Annotated in this window: 11 protein-coding genes; 7 read left to right on the top strand and 4 right to left on the bottom strand. The window is 74.3% G+C overall.

The features are described from left to right. Window positions 1–187: 187 nt before the first annotated feature. Entirely contained in the window at window positions 188–2,383 is a 2,196-nt protein-coding gene (locus ACIRST_RS23925; protein ID WP_402804194.1) for an MMPL family transporter, read from the bottom strand. Window positions 2,384–2,966: 583 nt separating this feature from the next. Between ACIRST_RS23925 and ACIRST_RS23920 the strand changes: the two genes are divergently transcribed. The 4 genes from ACIRST_RS23920 to ACIRST_RS23905 all read left to right on the top strand — a co-directional run bounded on the left by ACIRST_RS23920 (window position 2,967) and on the right by ACIRST_RS23905 (window position 8,465). Next, window positions 2,967–5,204 (top strand): MMPL family transporter, encoded by a 2,238-nt coding sequence (locus ACIRST_RS23920; RefSeq protein ID WP_402804296.1) that lies wholly within the window; start codon window positions 2,967–2,969, stop codon window positions 5,202–5,204. A 120-nt stretch (window positions 5,205–5,324) separates the two neighbouring features. After that, window positions 5,325–6,218, top strand: a complete 894-nt coding sequence (locus ACIRST_RS23915; protein ID WP_350523580.1) for an aminoglycoside phosphotransferase family protein — start codon at window positions 5,325–5,327, stop codon at window positions 6,216–6,218. Between the two features lie 172 nt (window positions 6,219–6,390). Next, window positions 6,391–7,437, top strand: coding sequence for a polysaccharide deacetylase family protein (locus ACIRST_RS23910; protein WP_350523579.1), 1,047 nt, complete (start codon window positions 6,391–6,393; stop codon window positions 7,435–7,437). 62 nt (window positions 7,438–7,499) lie between these two features. Next, entirely contained in the window at window positions 7,500–8,465 is a 966-nt protein-coding gene (locus ACIRST_RS23905) for a DUF1963 domain-containing protein (protein WP_350523578.1), read from the top strand. A gap of 164 nt (window positions 8,466–8,629) precedes the next feature. Here ACIRST_RS23905 and ACIRST_RS23900 read toward each other — a convergent pair whose 3' ends face one another. The 3 genes from ACIRST_RS23900 to ACIRST_RS23890 form a co-directional block, all read right to left on the bottom strand. Beyond that, entirely contained in the window at window positions 8,630–9,331 is a 702-nt protein-coding gene (locus ACIRST_RS23900; RefSeq protein ID WP_350523577.1) for an exonuclease domain-containing protein, read from the bottom strand. Window positions 9,332–9,522: 191 nt separating this feature from the next. Further along, window positions 9,523–10,470 (bottom strand): GNAT family N-acetyltransferase, encoded by a 948-nt coding sequence (locus ACIRST_RS23895; RefSeq protein ID WP_402804193.1) that lies wholly within the window; start codon window positions 10,468–10,470, stop codon window positions 9,523–9,525. Window positions 10,471–10,532: 62 nt separating this feature from the next. Then, window positions 10,533–11,807 (bottom strand): SAV2148 family HEPN domain-containing protein, encoded by a 1,275-nt coding sequence (locus tag ACIRST_RS23890; protein ID WP_350523575.1) that lies wholly within the window; start codon window positions 11,805–11,807, stop codon window positions 10,533–10,535. Window positions 11,808–12,289: 482 nt separating this feature from the next. On the opposite strand from ACIRST_RS23890, the gene glgX reads away from it, so the two are divergent. The 3 genes from glgX to treZ all read left to right on the top strand — a co-directional run bounded on the left by glgX (window position 12,290) and on the right by treZ (window position 18,764). Continuing rightward, the gene (gene glgX / locus ACIRST_RS23885; protein ID WP_350523574.1) at window positions 12,290–14,413 is read left to right on the top strand and encodes a glycogen debranching protein GlgX; all 2,124 of its coding nucleotides are present in this window, start codon (window positions 12,290–12,292) and stop codon (window positions 14,411–14,413) included. A gap of 119 nt (window positions 14,414–14,532) precedes the next feature. Then, window positions 14,533–17,031 (top strand): malto-oligosyltrehalose synthase, encoded by a 2,499-nt coding sequence (treY, locus tag ACIRST_RS23880; protein WP_402804191.1) that lies wholly within the window; start codon window positions 14,533–14,535, stop codon window positions 17,029–17,031. Continuing rightward, window positions 17,031–18,764 (top strand): malto-oligosyltrehalose trehalohydrolase, encoded by a 1,734-nt coding sequence (gene treZ / locus ACIRST_RS23875; RefSeq protein WP_402804189.1) that lies wholly within the window; start codon window positions 17,031–17,033, stop codon window positions 18,762–18,764. The genes treY and treZ overlap by 1 nt, the downstream gene beginning before the upstream one ends. Window positions 18,765–18,799: the final 35 nt, after the last annotated feature.

Here is an 18,799-nt window from a genome sequence, read left to right as displayed (position 1 = left end):
GCCCCTGGCGTTACCCCGGGCCCCCCCCGGGGGGCGGGGGTTTGCCCCCCCCGGGCCCCCCCGGGGGGCCCCCCCCCGGGGGGGGGGGGGGGCCCCCCGCGGGCGGGGGGCCCCGCCTGTGGATCGGTCCGGGTCGGCCCGCCGACCGACCCGGGATCGGCCCAGTCGGCCCGGGGTGGGCCTGCGGTCAGCGCCGCCCGGCCGGCTCCGGCACGCCGTGCGTGCCCGCCAGCGGGGCCGGACCGCCGCCGTGACCGTGACCGGGGCTGTCGGCGTGGCCGGGCCACCAGGCGCGGTGGCCGAGCAGCGCGGTGAGCGCCGGGGTGAAGAACATCGCCATCACGAAGGCCGCCAGCACGATGCCGAAGGCCAGCGAGAAGCCGAGCTCCATGAAGAGCACGTTGCCCGCGAGCATGAAGGTCGCGAACGACGCCGCCAGGATGAAGCCGGCCGCCGCGACGGTCGGGCCGCCGTGCTTGACGGCCTCGCGGGCCGCCTCGCGCGGGGTCCGGCCCTCGCGGGCCTCCTCGCGGAGGCGGGCGATGATCAGGATGTTGTAGTCGGTGCCGATCGCCACCACGAAGAGGTAGATGAAGATCGGCAGCATGAACATCAGGCCCTGCTCGCCCTTGATGTTCTGGAACACCACGGTGGTGGCACCGAGGGTGCCGCCGAAGCCGAGGCCGACCGAGGCCATCAGGTACCAGGGCGCGACCACGCTGCGCAGCTGCAGACCCAGGATGATCATGATGAGCAGGGCCGCGATCGGGAAGACCAGCGTGTAGTCGTGCGCCATCGCGGTGTTGATGTCCTTGTACACCGAGGTGATGCCGCCGACCAGCGCCTTGCTGTCGGCCGGGGCCGAGGCGTGGGCGGTGTCGCGGACCTTCGCGATGGTGTCGATGGCCTTGTTGGAGGCCGGCGCGTCGCTGAGCATCACGGTGAAGTCACCGGTGGTGCCGTCGGCGCTGATCGCCTTGTTCTCGCTGCTCGGCGTGACGACGGAGGCCACCCCGGGCACGCCCTGGAGCTTGCCGGCGAAGTCGTTGAGCGTGGACTCGCTGAGCTTGGAGCCGTTGGTGCTGGTCAGGAAGACGTGGCTCGGGTCGGCGGTGCCGGCCGAGAAGGCGGTCATCAGCTTGTCCTGGACGACCATCGACTCCTTGCCCTTGGGCATGGAGCTGCCGGCCAGGTCGTAGGTGCCGTTGTAGTTGACGCCGGCCAGGGTCAGCAGCAGCAGGATGCCGCCGGAGACCAGGGCGACCAGGCCGGGCTTCTTGCCGGTCATCCGGCCGAGCGCGGCGAAGCGGGCGTTCTGCGGCTCCTGCATCCACTTCTTGCCGGGCCAGAACACGGCCCGGGACGGGATGACGGCGAGCACGGCCGGGGCCAGGGTCAGCGAGACCAGGGCGGTCGCGACGACCGCGATGGCCAGCGCCGGGCCGAGCGCGGTGAACATGCCCAGGCTGGAGAGGATCAGCACGGCGAAGGCGACGGCGACGGCACCGGCGGCGGAGGCGATCGCCTCGCCGACCCGGCCGACGGCGTTGGCCACGGCCGTCTTGCGGTCCTCGCCCAGGCGCAGCCGCTCGCGGTAGCGGAAGGACAGGAAGAGGAAGTAGTCCGTGCCGACGCCGAGCACGACGATGATCAGGATCGCCGAGGTCATCGGGGAGGACTTCAGGTCGAACACCTTGATCGCGTCGGCGATCAGGCCGTTGGCCACCGGCATCGCGATGACCAGCGAGAGCAGGACCGGCAGGATGCCGGCCAGGATGCTGCGGAAGATGATGCCGACGATCAGGATGACGAGCACCAGGCTGCCGAGCATGACGATCATGTCGGTGGCGCCGGAGGCGTCCTTCTGGTCCAGGCTGCTGGCGGCCTGGCCGCCGACCTGGAACTTCAGGCCGCTGCCGTCGGCCAGCTTGGTGCCCTCCTCGCGCAGCTTCTTGGCCGCGTCGGGGAACTCCTGGCTCTCCATCTTGTTCTTGTCGATGCCGACCATGGACAGCGCGTACTTGCCGTCCTTGGACTTCGAGGTCTTGGGGTCGACCGGCAGGATCTTCTCGACGGCGGGGATCTTCGCGTCGGTGAGACCGGTGACGATCTTGTCCATCGAGGCCTGGTCGGCGGTGGTCAGCGCCTGGCCGTCGTTGCGCTCGAAGAGCAGCAGCGCGGACGGGGTGAAGCTCGCCGGGAACGCGTGCTCCTGGAGCTGCGCGGCCTGGATGGACTCGTAGTGCTTGGGCAGGAATGCGGACTCGTCCGTCTGCGAGGTGACCTTCGGCGCGGAGCCGACGATGGCGATCATCGCGACGATCCACGCCGCGATCACCCACCACGCGCGACGAACGACGAAGTGTCCTAGTCGGTGGAACATGCTCGTGATGCCTCCTGGGCATGGTTCACCGCAGCCCTTGGGGGACGGGACGCTGGGCGACGGCAGGACCGGTCCGGGCCTGCACGGGATGCAGGCCCTTGCCGGTCGGCAGGTAAGTGACGTGGGGCATCATCGTACGAGCACTGGCTTGCCGCCCGGCAAGGAGCCCCCGTATTCCAACCCCCGTGCGGGACCGCCCCGAAACGGCCCCGACCCAGTTTCCCCCGAGCGCGGACCCGTTGACCTCGTGCTCCGGGTGGAGTCACCTCCCCCTCAGGGTGGAGCCGGACCCCCTACCCCCAGGTGGAGTTCTCGGGGTCGGGGGGTAGGGAAAACCCCACCCCTCCCCCCGAGGCAGACCCCAGGGCAGGCTCACCCGCCAGCCCGATTCCCGCCCAACCCCGCCTTCCCTACTGTCGGTTGCGACGCCGGATCCGCAACCGGCCTGCAGCACAAGGCGGTTCGGACGACCAGGGCCACCGCCGCTCACGACCGGCGACGAACCGCCGCTCTCCCAGGGGGAACCTCCGTGAAACCCGTGCAGTCCCGACCCACCCAGGCCGGACTCGGCATCGCCGCCACGATGGGCGTCTGGAGCGCCCGGCACCGGAAGACCGCCGTCTTCGGCTGGCTGCTCTTCGTCGTGCTCGCCGCGGTGCTCGGCGGCATGCACGGCAGCACCAAGGTGACCGAGGCCGAGTCGATGCCCGGACAGGTCTCCCGGGCCGCGAAGATCCTCGACGAGGCCGGCCTGACGAGCCCGGCGAGCGAGACCGTCCTGGTCCAGAGCGTCACCCGCAGCGCCGACGACCCCGACTTCCGCGCCGCCGTCGACCAGGTCGTCTCCGCCGTCGACGGCACCGGCAAGGCCACCGGGATCCGCTCGCCGTACGACACCAAGGCCGTCTCCCCGGACGGCCACTCCGCGCTCGTCCTGGTCACGCTCAAGGGCGACCGGGACGAGGCGGTCGCGAACGTCGGGGCGGTGATGGACGCGGTGGCCGGCGTGCAGCGGCAGAACCCCGGCCTGACCGTGGCCGAGCTCGGCGACGCCAGCTCCGGCAAGTGGATCCAGGACCAGTTCAAGAACGACTTCTCCCGCGCCGAGTGGACGGCCGTCCCGCTCGCCCTCGGCATCCTGCTGATCGCCTTCGGGGCGCTGGTCGCCGCCGTGCTGCCGGTGGTGCTCGCGCTGACCGCCTTCGTCGCGGCCGCCGGGCTGGTCGCGCTCGGCAGCGGCCTGCTGCACACCAGCGACGACGCCAGCTCCGTGATGCTGCTGGTCGGCCTCGCCGTCGGCGTCGACTACTGCCTGTTCTACCTGCGCCGCGAGCGCGAGGAACGGGCCGCCGGGCGCGACGCGCACACCGCACTGACCGTGGCCGCCGCCACCAGCGGCCGGGCCGTGCTCGTCTCCGGCGTCACCGTGGTGGTCGCCATGGCCGGCATGTTCCTCACCGGGATCGCCGACTTCCGGGCGATGGCCTTCGCCACCATCCTGGTCGTGATCACCGCCGTGCTCGGTTCGCTGACCGTGCTGCCCGCCCTGCTGTCGATGCTCGGCGACCGGGTCGACAAGGGGCGGGTGCCCCTCCTCACCCGGCTCCGCCGACCGGACGCGGACCGGACCGGCGGACGGTTCTGGAACGCGGTGCTCACCCCGGTGCTGAGCCGCCCGCTGGCGTCCACCCTGCTCGCCGGGGCCTTCCTGCTCGCCCTGGCCGCACCGCTGCTCACCATGCACACCGCCAACCTGACCTTCCGGCAGCAGCTGCCCGCGGGCAACGCCCTCGTCGCCGCCTCCCAGAAGATCGAGGCCGCCTTCCCCGGCAGCCCCGCCCCGGCCACCGTCGTCATCAAGGCCGCCGACATCGACTCCCCCGCGATGACCGCCGCGATCGCCGACCTCAAAGCGAGGGCACTGTCCAGTGGGCGGATGCACGGCCCGGTCGAGGTCGCCGTGCACCCCGCCGAGAACGTCGCCACCGTCGACATCCCGCTCGACGGCACCGGCAACGACGCCACCAGCAACGACGCGCTGAGGACCCTGCGCGAGGACCTGGTGCCCTCGACCGTCCTCAGGGTGCCCGGCACCGAGGCCCCCGTCACCGGACACACCGCCGGGTCGTACGACTTCAACGCCAGGATGACCGGCTCGATGCCGCTGGTCTTCGGCTTCGTCATCGCCTTCGCCTTCCTGCTGATGCTCACCTCCTTCCGCTCGCCGGCCGTGGCCCTCACCGCCGTCGTGCTCAACCTGCTGTCGGTGGGCGCCGCGTACGGGGTGCTGACGCTGGTCTTCCAGCACGGCGTCGGCGCCTCGCTGCTGGGCACCGCCGGCGTCGGCGCCGTGGAGTCCTGGGTGCCGCTGTTCCTCTTCGTGATCCTCTTCGGGCTCTCGATGGACTACCACGTCTTCGTGGTCTCCCGGATCAAGGAGGGCCACGACCGCGGGCTGCCGACCCGCGCCGCGATCGCCCACGGCATCCGCTCCACCGCCGGGGTCGTCACCAGCGCCGCGGTGATCATGGTGGCGGTGTTCGCGGTCTTCGGCACCCTGTCCATGCAGGCCATGAAGCAGATGGGCGTCGGCCTGGCGGTCGCCGTCCTGATCGACGCCACCGTGATCCGCGCCGTGCTGCTGCCCTCGGTGATGAGCCTGCTCGGCGAGCGCAACTGGTACCTGCCGCGCTGGCTGAACTGGCTGCCGGACCTGTCGCACGGCGAGACCGTGCCGCCGCCCGGCGCCGCGAACGCCCCGCACCCCCGGCCCGCCGCCCCCGCGGACGGCGCCGCCCGGCACCGGCGGGTCGGGGTCTGAGCCGCCGCCGGTGACGCGCACCACGCCGGGCCCCGCAACGCGCGGGGCCCGGCGTCGGTGCGTCATGATGATCACCGTCCCGGGTCCCCCGGGTGAACACCGCCGGAACGGAGCCCAGTCATGATCCCCTTCGACGAGGGCCGCGCCCGGCTGCTGCTCGCCCACGCCTGCGAGTCCGCCGGACTTCCCGGCCCCGGCGACGCCCGGCTGCTCGCACTCGGCGAGAACGCCGTCTTCGACCTCGGCGACCCGGCCGTGGTCGCCAAGGTCGGCCGCGGCCCCGAGCTGTACGACCGGGCGCACCGCGAGCTCACCGTCGCCCACTGGCTGGCCGGACAGGGCGTCCCGGTGGTGCGCCCGTACGACGCGGTGGCGCCCGAACCCCAGCTCGCCGACGGGCACCCCGTCACCTTCTGGCACCGGCTCGCACCCGCCGTCCGCCCCGCCCGCCCGGTCGACCTCGCCCCGCTGCTGCGCACCCTGCACCGGCTGCCGGTACCGCCCGTGCCGCTCGGCCGGCGCGACCTGCTGGCCCCGGTCGAACGCTGGCTGGCCTCCGCCGAGGGCCACGTCGACCCCGCGGACGTCGCCTTCCTGCGCCACCGCCGGGACGCCTTCGAGGCCGCCCTGCCCGACCTCGTCCCCCGGCTGCACCCCGGCGTGATCCACGGCGACGCGCTGCCGCGCAACGTCCACGTCGGCCCGGACGGACCGGTGCTGCTCGACCTCGAATTCGTCGCGAACGACCTGCGGGAGCACGACCTGGTGGTCCTCGCCCTCGCCCACGACCGCTACGGCGTGCCCGGCGAGGAGTACCGGGCGTTCACCGAGGCGTACGGCTGGGACGTGCGCGAGTGGCCCGGCTTCACGGTGCTGCGCGGCGCCCGCGAGACCGCCAGCGCCTCCTGGGTCGCGCAGCAGGCCGCGAGCAACCCGGCCGCCCTGGCCGAGTTCCGGCGGCGGGTCGACTCCCTGCGGGACGGTGCCACCGGGGTGCGCTGGTACCCGTTCTGACGGCGGGGCGCTACCCCGATCCGCGGCCGGGTGCCAACCGGGGCGGGTGTGAGAAGAGTCCCGGGCGGAGGCGGTCCGGCGCGCAACCACGGCACGTAGGCTCGGCGTCCTACCGGACAGTCATCCTGACCCGAGGGATCGGCACCGTACTCGTACCTCAGGAGCCGCCGCCATGCACCGGACCGCCCGCCGCCCCTCCGCTCCGACCCTCCCCTCCCGCTCCGGGCGCCGACTGATCGCGGGCTGCATCGGGCTGGCCGCCGTGCTGGGGCTCGCCGCGTGCGGGACCGCCAGCGGCGCGCTGCAGTCGCCGAGCACCGCCGCCCAGCCGCCGGTCGCCGCGCACCCGAGCGGAACGGCGGCGGCCACCATCGCCCCGACGCCCGGCTCCGACGGGATACCGCCGGCCGCGGGCGCCTCCGGGTCCGCGGCGTCCTCGTCGTCGGCCGCGTCCTCGTCGTCGGCCGCTCCGGCCGTCCCGGTGAAGCCGCGCACGCCCCGACCGGGGGACTCCTCCGCCCCCGCCTCCCCGGCCGCGCCCGCGGTGCCGGCCTCGCCCGCCGCATCCTCCTCCCCCGCCGCGTCCTCCTCCCCCGCCGCGCCGCCCGAGCACCCCGGGGCGGGCACCGTGATCGGCTCCACCGCCTCCGGCGGCCGCACCGTCGCCCTCACCTTCGACGACGGCCCCGGCCCCGCGACCGGCCAGATCCTCGACCTGCTCGCCCAGTACCACGCCAAGGCCACCTTCTGCGAGATCGGCCAGAACGCCGCCGCCAACCCGGCCCTGGTCAAGCGCGTCCTGGCCGCCGGGCACCGGCTCTGCGACCACAGCGTCCACCACCCGCAGCCGTTCGCGAAGCTCCCGCACGACAAGGCCGCGTACGAGATCGGCGCGGCCCGCGACATGATCGTCCAGGCCGGTGGCCCGGGCACCCGGGTCGACTGGTTCCGCGCCCCGGGCGGCGGCTTCAACGCCGACAACGAGCACATCACCGCGGGCCTCGGGATGTCCTCGCTCGGCTGGTCCGTCGACCCGCGCGACTGGTCCCGCCCCGGCGTGCCGGCCATCGTCGCCACCGTCCAGAAGCAGCTCAAGCCGGGCGGCATCATCCTGATGCACGACGGCGGCGGCGACCGCAGCCAGACCGTGGCCGCGCTCAAGCAGCTGCTGCCCTGGCTGGTCGCCCAGGGCTACACCTTCGACTTCCCGGCGCAGTAACGCAGTTCCCGGCGTCGCCCCCCACAGGCGGGGCTTCGAAGACGGGCCCTAGGGTGTGCGGCGTGACCGACAGCAGCCCCACCCCCGCCGAACTCGTCGCCGCCGTACCGGGACTGGCTCCCTACCTGCGGCCCGCCACGCTGCTCCACCCGTACGCCGCGACACCCGAACCGGCGGCGAGCCGGATCGGCGGCCCGGCTCTGTGGCCGGCCGGCGAGCCCTGGCCGCACTGCACGGCCAAGCACCTGGACGACGACTACCAGGACGTCTCCCCGGCCGACCGCGCGATCTGGGAGGGCATCGACCGCGCGCTGCACGAGCGGGCCCGGGCCGGCGGCGACCCGCACGTCCTCACCTCCGAGGAAGCCGCCGAGCAGCGCCGGATCATGGCCGGCGCCGGCTCCCTCGACCTCACGAACTGGCGCCTCCACCGCAAGGTCGCCGAACGGCCCGCGGCCGGCACGGCCCTGGTACCGCTGGCACACATCCGCGCCGAGGACGCCCCGCACCTGCCCTGGCCGGAGGGCACCGACCGGCTGCAGGTGCTCTGGTGCCCCAACGACCACGACGACATCCAGGGCCAGCGCTTCTACTACGGCCCGAACGTCGAACTGCACTGGCAGCGCGCCGCCGACCTCTCCCCGGTCACCCCGCCGGCACCCCGGCGCAGCGACGAGTACTACCTGCCGACGCCCTGCGCGCTGCGCCCCGAGCAGGTCCTCGACCTGCCCGACCAGGACGAGCTGCCCGGTGAACTCCACGACGCCGCAGAGGAGTTCGCGCAGCGGCACGAACTGGAGTACCACCGCGCGCTGTCCTGCGCGGACGGCTGGAAGCTCGGCGGCTGGCCGTCCTGGCACTCCACCGACCTGATCCCGATCGACTGCGGCTGCGGCGCCCGGATGGTCCACCTGCTCACCGTGGACAGCGGCGGAGACCCGGACCTGTCCGTCGGGCGCTTCGGCGAACTGCACGTGTTCGTCTGCCCGGTGGACCTCGCGCACCCGGTGGGGCTGGACCTGCAGTAGCCCCGGCGGGGCCCCGGTCGGACCCGGCGGGTCGGCCCGGCCGTCGGCCGGCCGGGCCCCCTCAGGTGTGGTCGAGCCGGTGGACCTGCCCGGGGCCGCCCTCCGGGCCCGGGGCGGGGCGTACGGGGCGGGCGGCCATCGGGCCGGTGGCCGGGCTCGCGCGGCTAGCGGGCGGGCCAGCGCGGGTCGACCACCGCCTGCGGGTCCTTGCCGCGGCGCAGCCAGGCCTGCAGGCCCTCCGCCCACGTCCGGTACCAGTCGATCTGCCGGCGGTGCAGCTCGGCCGGAGCGACCGCCCCCACCTCGGCCGGGTAGCGCCCGGCCAGTGCGACGGCGACCCGGACGGCGGCCAGCGCGTCGCTGCCCGCCTCGTGGGCGTCCGTCAGTTCCACCCCGTACACCTCGCAGACCCGCTGCAGGGTGCGCGAGCCCTTGCGGTACTTGTCCACGGCGCGGTCGATCACCAGCGCGTCCAGCACCGGCCCGACCGGCCCGCCGAGGCGCTCCGCGAGCGTCGCCAGTCCGTACCGGCGCAGCTCGGCGTCGAGCAGCGACAGGTCGAACGGCGCGTTGAACGCCACCACCGGTCTCCCGGCGGCTATCCGCTCGCACAGCGCGGCGGCTATCTCCTCCACCGCTTCCTTCGCCGGCCGCCCCTTGCCCCGCGCCACCGCGTCCCCGATCCCGTGGATCGCCTCCGCCTCGGCGGGTATCGGCACCCCGGGGTCGAGCAGCCAGTGCGCGGCCCCCACCCGGGCGGCCCCGACCGTGTCCACGAGCGCGGCCGTGACGATGCGGTCCACGGCCGGGTCGGTGCCCGTGGTCTCCAGGTCGAAGCCGACCAGTGGCTGCTGCCACCAGCTCATCAGGTGTGTCCTTCCGTCCTGTCTCTCGAAACAGCCCCCATCATCACCCGCCCCACCGACAACCCGGCCCACGGGTCGGCCCGCCGGCGTCGCGGACGGGCCGGAACGGGTGCGGTCGAGCCGGTCGGCGGCGCCCCGAACGCCCGGGATCCCAGGGGCACCGGCAGGCACCGGCAGGCACCGGCGGATCGCTACGGCGCCGGGTCGGTCCCGGCCAGTCGGCGGGCCTCGGCGAGGACGTCGGCGTCCACCTCGTCCCGGCTGCGCGTGCTGTACGCCAGGGTGTCGTACTCGTCGTCGAGGCAGGAGAGCGGGTCGGCCGCGTCCAGCTCGTGCCCGAAGCGCTGGTGCGCGGCGCGGGTCAGCTCCCGGGGTGTCAGTTCCCCGTTCAGGAAGGCCACGGCGAGCGCCCGCAGGACGTCCTCCTCGGCGCCGTCGCCGCCGAAGGGGTGGAAGACCAGGCCCTGTTCGGCCATGGCCGCGGGCAGCAGGGTGTGGAGTTCGGTGGCGGCCTCGCGGTAGGAGCAGGCGGCCAGTTCGCGCAGGGCCGGACCGTCGAGCCCGACGACCAGGGCCTCGCAGGCCGCGTCGACCACCACCCGGCCGTCGGCGGCCCCGCCGCTCCACAGGGCGGCGCAGTCCCGGAGCCGGGTGAGCGCCTGGTCCGGGGTGGTCACGGGGGCGGGCTCGGGGGCCGGGCGGTACATGTGGACGTCGACCGGGTCCTCGTGGACGACGGTGAAGCCGTGCCGCTCGTAGAGCCGCCGGGCGGCGCTGCCCTGGAGGACGATCAGGCGCACCGGCTCCCGGGCGGCGTCGGCCTCGGCGAGGAGCCGGCGCAGCACGGCGCCGCCGATCCCGCGGCCCTGCAGGTGCGGGGCGAGGTAGAACAGTTCCAGGTGGCGGCCGCCCTGCGGGTCGGGCCGGACGGCGACGGAGCCGGCGAAGGCGCCGTCGACCAGCAGCACGGACGTCCACCTGGTGGAGAAGGAGTCCGCCACCCGCCGGCGGGAGCGGTCCGGGTCCCAGCGGCCGAGGCGTTCCAGGTCGGCGCGCATGACCTGGTCCTTGAGGTCGGTGATGCGTTCGAGGTCGTCGACGGCGGCGGGTACCAGGGTCCAGGCGGGATAGCTGTTCACGGACCGCAGTCTGTCAGCCCCGCCGCCGCCGGGACCACGGGGTTTCCCGGGGCGTCCGGCCCTCACGACACGGGCCGGGAGTCCGCCCAGACCCCCTCGAACTCCTCGCGGTAGACCTCCAGCAGCCCCGGTTCGGTGCCGCCGGGCTGCTGGCCGGCGCCGCCGCGCAGCACCAGCGCCGGGGACTCCATGCCGCGGGAGCGGCGCAGGTAGGGCTGGATGACGCCGAGGTCGCGGCCCTGCCGGCGGCCGCCCGCCTGGCCGGTGGCCCGGGGGCCCTCGACCAGGTAGGCGGTGAAGCGCGGGGTCTCGTCGAACACCCGGATCTCGAAGCCGCCCTGGTCCCGCAGCCGGGCCCGGACCCGCCGCACGTGCATGATGTTCATCTCGATCGAGCGGGACAACTCGCTGCGGCTGAGGCCGAGTTCGCGTTCGCGGCGGCGCACCGCGCTGCTCGCCGGGTTGAGGAAGAGCAGCCGGACCCGGCAGCCCTCCCCGGCGAGGCGCACCAGGCGCTTGCCGGTGTAGTTCTGGCAGAGCATGCCGAGGCCGATGCCGAGCGCGTCCAGTCGCCGGGCGCCGTCCAGCAGGTCCTCCACCGGCAGGTCGCGCTGCAGCCGGACCCGGTCGGCGTGCACCGCGACCACGTCCGCGTACCGGCCGGCCACCAGGGACTCCACCACGTCGGCGGGCACCCCGCCCGCGCCGCCGTCCAGGACGGCCAGCAGCCGGGCGGCGGCGCGCTCGGTCTGCGCCAGGACGGTCTGGGTGAGCACCCGGTTGCGGGAGACCACGTGCCGGGCCACCTCCAGCTCGTCCAGCGCGAGCTCGATCTCGCGCCGGTCGGCCAGGTACGGCTCGAAGCACGGCCAGTGCTGGACCATCAGCTCGCGCAGCTGGGGCAGGGTGAGGAAGACCAGCGGGTCGTCGTCGGCCGGGTCGAGCAGGTAGCCCTTGCGGCGGCTGACCTCGCGCACCGCCCCGGCCCGGTGCGCCCACTCCTCGCCGGCCGGTCCGGCGGCCGCGGTGACCCAGTCCTCGCCGTGGGCGGGGGCGTAGATCGGGTGCAGCACCTCGTCCACCAGGGAGCGCAGCCGTTGCTCGACCAGGTTGAGCCAGACGTAGGCGCGGCCGGACAGCCGCACCCGCTGGTAGGCGTCCTCCCACTCGCCGGCCGACCAGGCCAGTGCCGGTATCTCGACCGGGCCGCCCTGGGCGGGCACCAGCGTGCGGCCGGTCAGGGTGGGACGCATGACCACCGTGGGCGCCTCGCTGCGGGCCGCGCCCCGGTCGGGGCCGTCGGGCCCGGGGCCACGGCCGCCGGCGGGGAACACCATGCGCCACCTCATCTGGTTGCTGCCGCCGGCCCCCGCGGGCGCGAGGACCGTTGACGGACCGCCATCAGCCTGTTGACGGACTGTCGGCGGGGCGCCGGGCGGCCGGACGATCAAGGGTACTGCCCGCCGCGAGCCGACCGCAGCCGGATCGGCGGGGCTCCGCCCGCGCCGCGGGGCCCGCCCGGCCCGCGTTCCCGCCCGCACCGGCGGCGGCTCGGGCGCCCGGGCGGGCGCGCCCCACCGGCATCACTCTTCACACGAATGCCCGCCGGACACTCGTTCGGACCAACCCGGGCCGGTTCTCCCGGCCACCGGGGAAGGGCTCCGGAAGTATGCGGGCTGTGCCGTGCGTCACGGCGCGCGAGCACCGCACATGCCCGGCCGCCCGGCCGGGCAGGAGAGCGTCCGGGTCCGGGCAGGCTGTCGGACTTATTGTCGGACTACATGTCAGTTTGCTTATGCAGCAAGGAAGTTGAGGAGCCATGCAGGTCTGGCCCGGCACGCCCTACCCCCTCGGCGCCACCTACGACGGAGCCGGCACCAACTTCGCCGTGTTCTCCGAGAGCGCCGACCGCATCGAACTGTGCCTGCTCGCCGAGGACGGCTCCGAGACCGCCGTCGAACTGCGCGAGACGGACGCGTTCGTCCGGCACGCCTACCTCCCCGGCGTCCAGCCCGGCCAGCGCTACGGCTTCCGCGTGCACGGACCGTACAACCCGGGCCTCGGCCAGCGGCACAACAGCGCCAAGCTGCTCCTGGACCCGTACGCCAAGGCGATGAGCGGGCACATCGACTGGGACGAGTCGGTCTACGGCTACCACTTCGGCGCACCCGAGCGCCGCAACGACCTCGACTCCGCCCCGCACACCATGCACTCGGTGGTGATCAACCCGTACTTCGACTGGGGCACCGACCGCCCGCCGCGCACCGACTACCACCGCACCGTCATCTACGAGGCCCACGTCAAGGGCCTCACCCGGCTCCACCCGGGCATCCCCGAGGAGATCCGCGGCACCTACGCCGGCCTCGCCCACCCCGCGGTGATCGAACACCTCGCCAAGCTCGGCGTCACCGCGATCGAGCTGATGCCGGTGCACCAGTTCGTCCGCGACCACCGGCTGCGCGACCTCGGCCTGGCCAACTACTGGGGCTACAACACGATCGGCTTCTTCGCGCCGCACTCCTCCTACTCCTCCACCGGCGACCGCGGCCAGCAGGTGCAGGAGTTCAAGTCGATGGTCAAGGCGCTGCACGCGGCCGGCATCGAGGTGATCCTGGACGTCGTCTACAACCACACCGCCGAGGGCAACCACCTCGGCCCCACCCTCTCGCTGCGCGGCCTGGACAACGTCTCCTACTACCGCCTCGCCCAGGACCAGCGCTTCTACGAGGACACCACCGGCACCGGCAACAGCCTGCTGATGCGCAGCCCGCACGTGCTCCAGCTGATCATGGACTCGCTGCGCTACTGGGTCACCGAGATGCACGTGGACGGCTTCAGATTCGACCTCGCCGCCACCCTCGCCCGGCAGTTCCACGAGGTCGACCGGCTCTCCTCCTTCTTCGACCTGGTCCAGCAGGACCCGGTGGTCTCCCAGGCCAAGCTGATCGCCGAACCCTGGGACCTCGGCGAGGGCGGCTACCAGGTCGGCAACTTCCCCCCGCTGTGGACGGAGTGGAACGGCATGTACCGGGACACCGTGCGCGACCTGTGGCGCGGCGAGAACGCCACCCTCGCCGAGTTCGGCTCCCGCCTCACCGGCTCCTCCGACCTCTACCAGGACGACGGCCGACGCCCGATCGCCTCCATCAACTTCGTCACCTGCCACGACGGCTTCACCCTGCGCGACCTGGTCTCCTACAACGACAAGCGCAACCAGGCCAACGGCGAGGACAACCGCGACGGCGAGTCCTTCAACCGCTCCTGGAACTGCGGCGTCGAGGGCCCCTCCGGCGACCCGGCCGTCGAGGAGCTGCGAGCACGCCAGCAGCGCAACTACATCGCCACCCTGATGCTCTCCCAGGGCGTGCCGATGCTCTCGCACGGCGACGAACTCGGCCGCACCCAACTGGGCAACAACAACGCCTACTGCCAGGACAACGACCTCACCTGGGTGCAGTGGCCCGAGGATGACGGGCCGCAGGCGCGGCTGCTGGAGTTCACCCAGGGAATGATCTGGCTGCGCCGCGACCACCCGGTGTTCCGCCGCCGCCGGTTCTTCCACGGCCGGCCGGTGTCCGCCTCCGGCGGGTTCGACGACCTCACCGACATCGCCTGGTTCACCCCGACCGGGGAGGAGATGACCAAGCGCAACTGGGGAGCCAGCTACGCCAAGTCGCTGACCGTCTTCCTCAACGGCTACGCGATCTCCGAACCCGACCGGCGCGGCGGGCGGATCGTCGACGACTCCTTCCTGCTGATGTTCAACGCGCACTTCGAACCACTGGAGTTCACCGTGCCCGCCGACCACGGCCAGGAGTGGCGGGTCGTGGTCGACACCACCCAGCCCCGGCTCCCCGCCCCGGGCACCGGGGCGCGGGTCAAGGCCGGGGACACGCTGTGGCTCACCGACCGCTCGCTGATGGTGCTGCAGCGGCCGGCGTGACCGGCCGCCCGACGACCGGGGGCGGCCCGGGGGGCGACTGGGGGGCTACCGAGGGGCGGTCACCTGTTCGGATCAACAGCGGGTCTTGGCGGCAGGCTCCCCCGGGTACCTATGGAGCTATGACCTCCGCCGCCGAGCCCGCGCAGCCCCGCCCGGCCGCCGTCCCTCCCGGCGGCACCCCCACCGCCAGCTACCGTCTCCAGCTCCAGCCCGGCTTCACCCTCCACGACGCCACCGCCGCCGTCCCCTACCTGGCCGCCCTCGGCGTCTCCCACCTGCACCTGTCCCCCCTGCTGGAAGCCGTCCCCGGCTCCACCCACGGCTACGACACCGTCGACCACACCCGGATCAGCGAGCAGCTCGGCGGCGAGCCGGCCCTGCGCGCGCTGGCCACCGCCGCCCGCGGGCACGGACTGCGGCTGATCGCGGACGTGGTGCCCAACCACATGGCCGTACCGGCCCCCGAACGGCTCAACCGCCCGCTCTGGCAGGTGCTGCGCGACGGGCCCGACTCGCCGTACGCCCGCTGGTTCGACATCGACTGGACCGCCCAGCCCGGCCCCGCCGACGACCCCGGGCGCGGCCGGGTCCTGCTGCCGCTGCTCGGCGACCGGCTCGGCGCCGTCCTGGACCAGCTGACCGTGGACGGCGGGAGCCTGCGCTACCACCGGCACGAACTGCCGCTGCGCCCCGGCACCGAGTCACTGCCGCTGCCCGAGCTGCTCGCCCGCCAGTGGTACCGGCTCGCCTGGTGGCGCCTGGCCCGCACGGAGCTCAACTACCGGCGCTTCTTCACCGTCAACGAGCTGATCGCCCTGCGCGTCGAGGACCCCGAGGTGTTCGCCGCCACCCACGGCGTGCTGCTGCGGCTGCACGCCGAGGGCGTCCTGGACGGCTTCCGGATCGACCACCCGGACGGGCTCGCCGACCCGCGCGGCTACCTGCGCCGGCTCGCAGCGGCCACCGGCGGGGCGTCGGGGACCACCGGCGGCGCGTCGGGGGCCGCCGGCGGCGCGTACGTCGTGGTCGAGAAGATCCTCACCGGCGAGGAGCAGCTGCCCGAGGACTGGCCGGTCGCCGGCACCACCGGCTACGACGCGCTGCGCCGCATCGACGGCGTGCTCACCGACCACGCGGGCGCCTGCCTGCTGGCCGGGGCCTACGAGTCCTTCCTGCGCGGCGGACCGGTCCGGGACCTCTGCGAGGACCCCCACCCGGCACTCGCCGCCGCCCGGCGCGGACGGGCCGACATGACCGGGCCGGACGGCGAGCTCGCCGCCGAGATCGAACGGCTGGTGCGGATCGCCCTGCGGATCGGCGCCGCCGAACCCGCGCACGCCGACCACGCGCCCTGGCAGCTGCGCGCCGCGCTCGCCCGGCTGCTCACCGGCTACCCGGCGTACCGGCCCTACGCGCGGCCCGGCGAGGCACCCCCGGCGGCCTCCCGGCAGCAGCTGCGCGCGGCCCTGGACGGCTCCGCCGACCCCACCGACCGCCTGGTGGCCGCGCTGGCACTCGGCGAGCTGGGCCGCGGTGCCGACCACGACGAGTTCTGCGTCCGCTTCGCCCAGACCGCCGCGGCGGTGGCCGCCAAGGGCGTCGAGGACACCGCCTTCTACCGCTGGAACGCGTTGCCCGGCCTGAACGAGGTCGGCGGCGAGCCCGCCCGGCCCGGGCTGCGCCCGGCGGACTTCCACGACTGGTGCCGCCGCCAGGAGCGCACCTGGCCGCACGGCATGACCGTGCTCTCCACCCACGACACCAAGCGCAGCGCCGACGCCCGCGCCCGGCTCGCCGTCCTCGCCGAGCAGCCGCACGCCTGGGCCGCCGAGGCCGCCGCCTGGTCCACCGCGGCCGGCCCGGCGGCCCCCGGCCTCGACCGCGACGCCGACTGGCTGCTCTGGCACACCCTGGTCGCCGCCTGGCCGATCACCCCCGACCGGCTGGTCGCCGCCCTGCTCAAGGCCGTCCGCGAGGCCAAGCTGCACACCTCCTGGACCGAGCCCGACCCGCGCTACGAACGGGCGCTGGAGGAGCGGGCCCGCGCCGCCTACGGCAACCCCGGGCTGCTCCCCCGGATCGAGGGCCGGGTGCACGCCCTCGCCCCGCACGCCCGCTCCAACACCCTCGCCGCCGCCCTGCTGCACCTCACCGTGCCGGGCGTGCCCGACCTCTACCAGGGCAGCGAGGAGCCGCTGTACACCCTGGTGGACCCGGACAACCGGGGCGTGGTGGACCTCGGCGCGCTGGCCGTGCGGCTCACCGACTCCGCCACCCGGCGCCCCGGCGACCTCGCCCGCGAGAAGCTGCACCTCACCACCACCGCCCTGCACCTGCGCCGCTCCCGCCCGCTCGGCCCGTACCGGCCGCTGCCCGCCACCGGCGCCGCCGGCGACCACCTGCTGGCCTTCGCCCGCGGCGACGACGTCGTCACCGCCGTCACCCGGCTGCCGTACGGGCTGCAGCGGGCGGGCGGCTGGCGGGACACCGTGCTGGAGCTGCCGCCGGGCGGGCCGTGGACGGACGAGCTGACCCTGCGGAGCTTCCCGGCGGGCCCGGTACCGGTAGCCGAACTGCTGGCCGGGAGCCCGGTGGCGCTGCTGACGAGGAGGGGCTGATGCCGGCCTACGAGGTGTGGGCGCCCCACGCCGCTTCCCGCGTCCGCGTCGAAGTCGACGGCACGGAACACGAGTTGGCCCGCTGCGCCGACCGCGCCGGCTGGTGGTCCGGGCAGGCCCCGGCGGGCGACTACGCCTTCCGCCTCGACGACGGCCCGCCGCTGCCCGACCCGCGCTCGGCCTGCCAGCCGCACGGCCCGCACGGCCCGAGCCGCCCGGTGGACCACGCCGCGTTCCGCTGGTCGCGGACCGGCTGGCGCGGCCGCGCGCTTCCCGGCGCGGTGCTGTACGAGCTGCACATCGGCACCTTCACCGCCCGCGGCACCTTCGAGGCCGCCGCCGAACACCTGGACCACCTGGTCGAGTTGGGCGTCGACTTCGTCGAGCTGATGCCGGTCTGCCCGTTCCCCGGCCGGCACGGCTGGGGCTACGACGGGGTCTCGCTCTGGGCCGTCCACGAGCCCTACGGCGGGCCCGAGGGACTCAAGCGCTTCGTCGACGCCGCCCACCGCAAGGGCCTCGGCGTGGTGCTGGACGTCGTGCACAACCACCTCGGCCCGTCCGGCAACTACCTCCCCGCGTACGGCCCGTACTTCACCGACCGGCACCACACGCCGTGGGGCTCCGCCGTGAACCTGGACGCGCCCGGCTCGGACGAGGTGCGCGCGTACCTGATCGGCAGCGCACTGGCCTGGCTTCGCGACTACCGCATCGACGGCCTGCGGCTGGACGCCGTGCACGCCCTCGCGGACGACCGCGCGGTCCACTTCCTGGAGGAACTCTCCTACGAGGTACGGAAGTTGGCGGTCACCACGAACCGCCCGCTGTTCCTGATCGCCGAGTCCGACCTCAACACCCCGCGCACCACCGCCCCGACCGAGGCCGGCGGCCAGGGCCTCACCGCCCAGTGGAGCGACGACTTCCACCACGCCCTGCACTGCGCGCTGACCGGTGAATCCCAGGGCTACTACGCGGACTTCGCGCGCGAACCGCTCGCCGCCGTCGCCAAGGCGCTGACCCGCGGGTTCTTCCACGACGGCACCTGGTCCTCCTTCCGCGGCCGCAGCCACGGACGCCCGTTCCCCACCGCCGAGGGCCACCGACTGCTCGGCTATCTGCAGACCCACGACCAGGTCGGCAACCGGGCGCTCGGGGACCGCATCTCCACCACGCTCCCCGTCGGCCGACTCGCCTGCGGCGCCGCCCTGGTGCTCACCTCGCCGTTCACCCCGATGCTGTTCATGGGTGAGGAATGGGGCGCCGCGACACCCTGGCAGTACTTCACCGACCACACCGACCCGGACCTCGCCGAGGCCGTCCGACAGGGCCGGCGGCGGGAGTTCACCGAGCACGGCTGGGCCGCCGAGGCCGTCCCCGACCCCCAGGAGCCCGCCACCGTGCTGCGCTCCGTCCTCGACTGGACCGAGCCCCGGCGCGCCCCGCACGCCGAACTGCTCTCCTGGTACCGGACGTTGATCCGACTGCGCCGGGAGCGACCGGAGTTCGCCGACCCCGACCTCGGCGCGGTGCGGGCGGTCCTCGACGAGGCGGCGGGGTGGCTGGTGGTGCACCGCGGGCCGTACCGGGTCGCGGTCAACCTCGGGCCGGACGAGGCCGCAGTGCCGCTGGGGGCCGCCGGGCGCGAGGTGGTCGCGGCCTTCGGCCCGGTGGCGCCGGCCGGCACGGACGTGCGGGTGGGACCGGACGCGGTGGCCGTGGTCCTGACCGGCTGATCCACCGACGGCCGCGGTGCCGGGCGTCGCAGCGC

Source organism: Kitasatospora sp. NPDC101447, from assembly GCF_044767225.1.
Classification (GTDB): Bacteria; Actinomycetota; Actinomycetes; order Streptomycetales; family Streptomycetaceae; genus Kitasatospora.
This window is presented reverse-complemented; position numbering and strand designations above follow the sequence as displayed.